The 3604-nt window shown below is 61.0% G+C and carries 3 protein-coding genes and 1 tRNA gene; all 4 read left to right on the top strand.

Features of this window, described 5'->3' with window-relative positions; genetic code table 11:
* The coding region (purF, locus tag ACIP1X_RS21250) for an amidophosphoribosyltransferase (RefSeq protein WP_400754876.1) at positions 1-1186 on the top strand (1186 nt) is incomplete at its 5' end.
* A gap of 148 nt (positions 1187-1334) precedes the next feature.
* On the top strand, positions 1335-2546 hold the full coding sequence (locus ACIP1X_RS21245) for an O-succinylhomoserine sulfhydrylase (protein WP_053118950.1): 1212 nt from the start codon (positions 1335-1337) through the stop codon (positions 2544-2546).
* Entirely contained in the window at positions 2543-3319 is a 777-nt protein-coding gene (locus ACIP1X_RS21240) for an SDR family oxidoreductase (RefSeq protein ID WP_400754874.1), read from the top strand. Before ACIP1X_RS21245 ends, ACIP1X_RS21240 begins: the two co-directional genes overlap by 4 nt.
* Before the next feature lie 214 nt (positions 3320-3533).
* Positions 3534-3604: transfer RNA gene (locus ACIP1X_RS21235), tRNA-Val, on the top strand.

Genomic DNA, 3604 nt, shown 5'->3' with positions numbered 1-3604 from the left:
CCGGCGATCCGGCAGATTCTCGAGCGCTATATCGAAGAGCGTCAGGCCGGGGTGTTCCGACTCGGAAGTGCTGCTGAACGTGTTCGCTCACGAGCTGGCCCAGCGCGGCAAGCTGCAACCGACCGAAGAAGACGTGTTTGCCGCCGTGACCGACGTGCACAACCGTTGCGTCGGCGGTTACGCGGTGGTCGCGATGATCACCGGTTACGGCATCGTCGGTTTCCGTGACCCGCACGGCATCCGTCCGATCGTGTTCGGCCAGCGTCACACCGACGAAGGCGTCGAGTACATGATCGCCTCGGAAAGCGTTTCCCTGGACGTGCTCGGTTTCACCCTGATTCGCGACCTGGCGCCGGGCGAAGCGGTCTACATCACTGAAGAGGGCAAGCTGCACACCCGTCAGTGCGCGACCAATCCTTCGCTGACCCCATGCATCTTCGAACACGTTTATCTGGCGCGTCCGGATTCGATCATCGACGGCGTGTCGGTCTATAAGGCCCGTCTGCGCATGGGTGAAAAACTCGCCGAGAAGATTCTGCGCGAGCGTCCAGAGCACGACATCGACGTGGTTATCCCGATTCCGGACACCAGCCGTACTGCGGCACTGGAACTGGCGAACCACCTCGGCGTGAAATTCCGCGAAGGCTTCGTCAAGAACCGTTACATCGGCCGTACTTTCATCATGCCGGGCCAGGCAGCGCGCAAGAAGTCGGTGCGCCAGAAGCTCAACGCCATCGAGCTGGAATTCCGCGGCAAGAACGTGATGCTGGTCGACGACTCGATCGTGCGCGGCACCACGTGCAAGCAGATCATCCAGATGGCCCGCGAAGCCGGCGCGAAAAACGTCTACTTCTGCTCGGCTGCTCCAGCAGTGCGCTTCCCGAACGTGTACGGCATCGACATGCCAAGCGCGCACGAGTTGATTGCACACAACCGTTCGACCCAAGACGTGGCGGATCTGATCGGCGCTGACTGGCTGATCTATCAGGACTTGCCTGACTTGATCGAAGCGGTCGGTGGCGGCAAGATCAAGATCGAGAGCTTCGATTGCGCGGTGTTCGACGGCAAATATGTTACCGGCGACGTCGATGAGGCGTATCTGGACAAGATCGAACAGGCGCGTAACGACTCCTCGAAGATCAAGACCCAAGCGGTCAGTGCGATCATCGATCTGTACAACAACTAAGTAATCACCGGCCTGTAGGAGCAAGGCTTGCCCGCGAAGCTTTTGGCGCTGCCAGAGGCCCCATCGCGGGCAAGCCCTGCTCCTACAAAGGCATCACGCCTCCGGGCCGGTTTTGTATCTATTTCAGAACAGGGCAAGGAGTGACAGCATGAGTCAGGAATGGGATGCCGGTCGGCTGGACAGCGACCTTGAAGGCGTAGCGTTCGATACCCTGGCCGTACGTGCCGGTCAGCACCGTACGCCGGAAGGTGAGCACGGTGATCCGATGTTCTTCACCTCCAGCTACGTGTTCCGCACTGCCGCCGACGCGGCCGCGCGCTTTGCCGGCGAAGTGCCGGGCAACGTTTACTCGCGTTACACCAACCCGACCGTGCGCGCGTTCGAAGAGCGGATTGCTGCGCTGGAAGGCGCCGAGCAAGCCGTTGCCACCGCAACCGGCATGGCCGCGATTCTGGCGGTGGTGATGAGCCTGTGCAGTGCTGGCGATCACGTGTTGGTCTCGCGCAGCGTGTTCGGTTCGACCATCAGCCTGTTCGAGAAGTACTTCAAGCGTTTCGGCGTGGAAGTCGATTACGTGCCGCTGGCCGATCTTTCGGGCTGGGACGCGGCGATCAAGCCGAACACCAAATTGCTCTTCGTCGAGTCGCCGTCCAATCCTCTGGCGGAGCTGGTCGATATCGCCGCGCTGGCGGAAATCGCGCACGCCAAAGGCGCGATGCTGGTGGTCGACAACTGCTTCTGCACGCCAGCCTTGCAGCAGCCGCTGAAAATGGGTGCGGACATCGTCGTGCATTCGGCAACCAAGTTCATCGACGGCCAAGGCCGTTGCATGGGCGGCGTGGTCGCCGGTCGCAGCGAGCAGATGAAAGAAATCGTTGGTTTCCTGCGCACTGCCGGGCCGACCCTGAGCCCGTTCAATGCGTGGATCTTCCTCAAGGGTCTGGAAACCCTCAACCTGCGGATGAAGGCGCACTGCGCCAACGCCCAGCAACTGGCCGAATGGCTGGAGCAGCAGGACGGCATCGAGAAAGTCCATTACGCCGGTCTCAAGAGCCATCCGCAGCACGAACTGGCCCAGCGTCAGCAGAAGGGCTTCGGTGCGGTGGTGAGCTTTGAGGTCAAGGGTGGCAAAGAGGGCGCGTGGCGCTTTATCGATGCCACTCGCCTGATTTCGATCACCGCCAACCTCGGCGACAGCAAAACCACGATCACCCACCCAAGCACCACTTCTCACGGTCGCTTGGCGCCGCAAGAACGTGAAGCGGCGGGCATTCGTGACAGCCTGATCCGCATTGCGGTCGGTCTGGAAGATGTGGCGGATCTGCAAGCCGATCTGGCGCGCGGTCTGGCAGCGCTGTGATCGAGTTGTCGACTCCGAAAGCCGGTACCCATGGCCGCGTTGCGCTGGTCACGGGTGCCGCGCGCGGTATCGGTCTGGGGATTGCGGCGTGGCTGATCAGCGAAGGCTGGCAAGTGGTGCTGACGGATCTGGATCGTGCGCGCGGTTCGAAAGTGGCGAAGGTGCTGGGCGAAAGTGCCTGGTTCATCGCCATGGACGTTGCCGACGAAGCTCAGGTCGCGCTCGGTGTGGCTGAAGTGTTGGGGCAGTTTGGTCGTCTCGATGCACTGGTGTGCAACGCGGCCGTGGCTGATCCGCACAACATCACCCTGGAAAGCCTCGATCTGGCCTACTGGAATCGTGTGTTGGCGGTGAACCTCAGTGGGCCGATGTTGCTGGCCAAGCACTGCGCGCCGTACCTGCGCGCTCACAACGGTTCGATCGTCAATCTGGCGTCGACCCGTGCGCGGCAATCGGAAGCCGACTCTGAGGCGTACGCGGCGAGCAAGGGCGGGTTGTTGGCGCTGACGCACGCGTTGGCGATCAGTCTGGGGCCGGAGATTCGTGTTAACGCGGTCAGCCCGGGCTGGATCGATGCGCGCGATCCTTCGGCGCGTCGAGCGGAGCCTTTGGCTGATGCCGATCATGCTCAGCATCCGGCGGGCAGGGTAGGGACGGTCGAAGACGTGGCGGCGATGGTTGCGTGGTTGCTGTCGAGGAATGCCGGGTTTGTTACCGGGCAGGAATTCGTCGTCGATGGTGGTATGACCAAGAAGATGATTTACAGCGAGTAGATCGTCTTTTTCCCTGCGTTTGCGTGAAATGAGCTGACGCCTTCGCGAGCAAGCCCGCTCCCACATTTGGAATGCATTCCCCTGTGGGAGCGGGCTTGCTCGCGAAGGCGCTCGCGCAGGATGGAAACAATTTCGTCTTTTTTAGAAAACTTCAATCCTGCTATTGACTTAGGTTCGCTACCTGCGTAAATTTCGCGGCCTCGGAGATGCAAACGGGTGATTAGCTCAGCTGGGAGAGCGTCTGCCTTACAAGCAGAATGTCGGCGGTTCGATCCCGTCATCACC

Source organism: Pseudomonas sp. NPDC088885 (assembly GCF_044750025.1).
Classification (GTDB): Bacteria; Pseudomonadota; Gammaproteobacteria; order Pseudomonadales; family Pseudomonadaceae; genus Aquipseudomonas; species Aquipseudomonas rustica.
The sequence above is the reverse complement of the archived record's forward strand: the minus strand, read 5'-3'. Positions and strand labels throughout refer to the sequence as shown.

Bases quoted from the DNA above. Each gene is read 5' to 3' on its own strand.
- ACIP1X_RS21245 (WP_053118950.1), top strand. From the start codon at position 1,335: ATGAGTCAGGAATGGGATGCCGGTCGGCTGGACAGCGACCTTGAAGGC.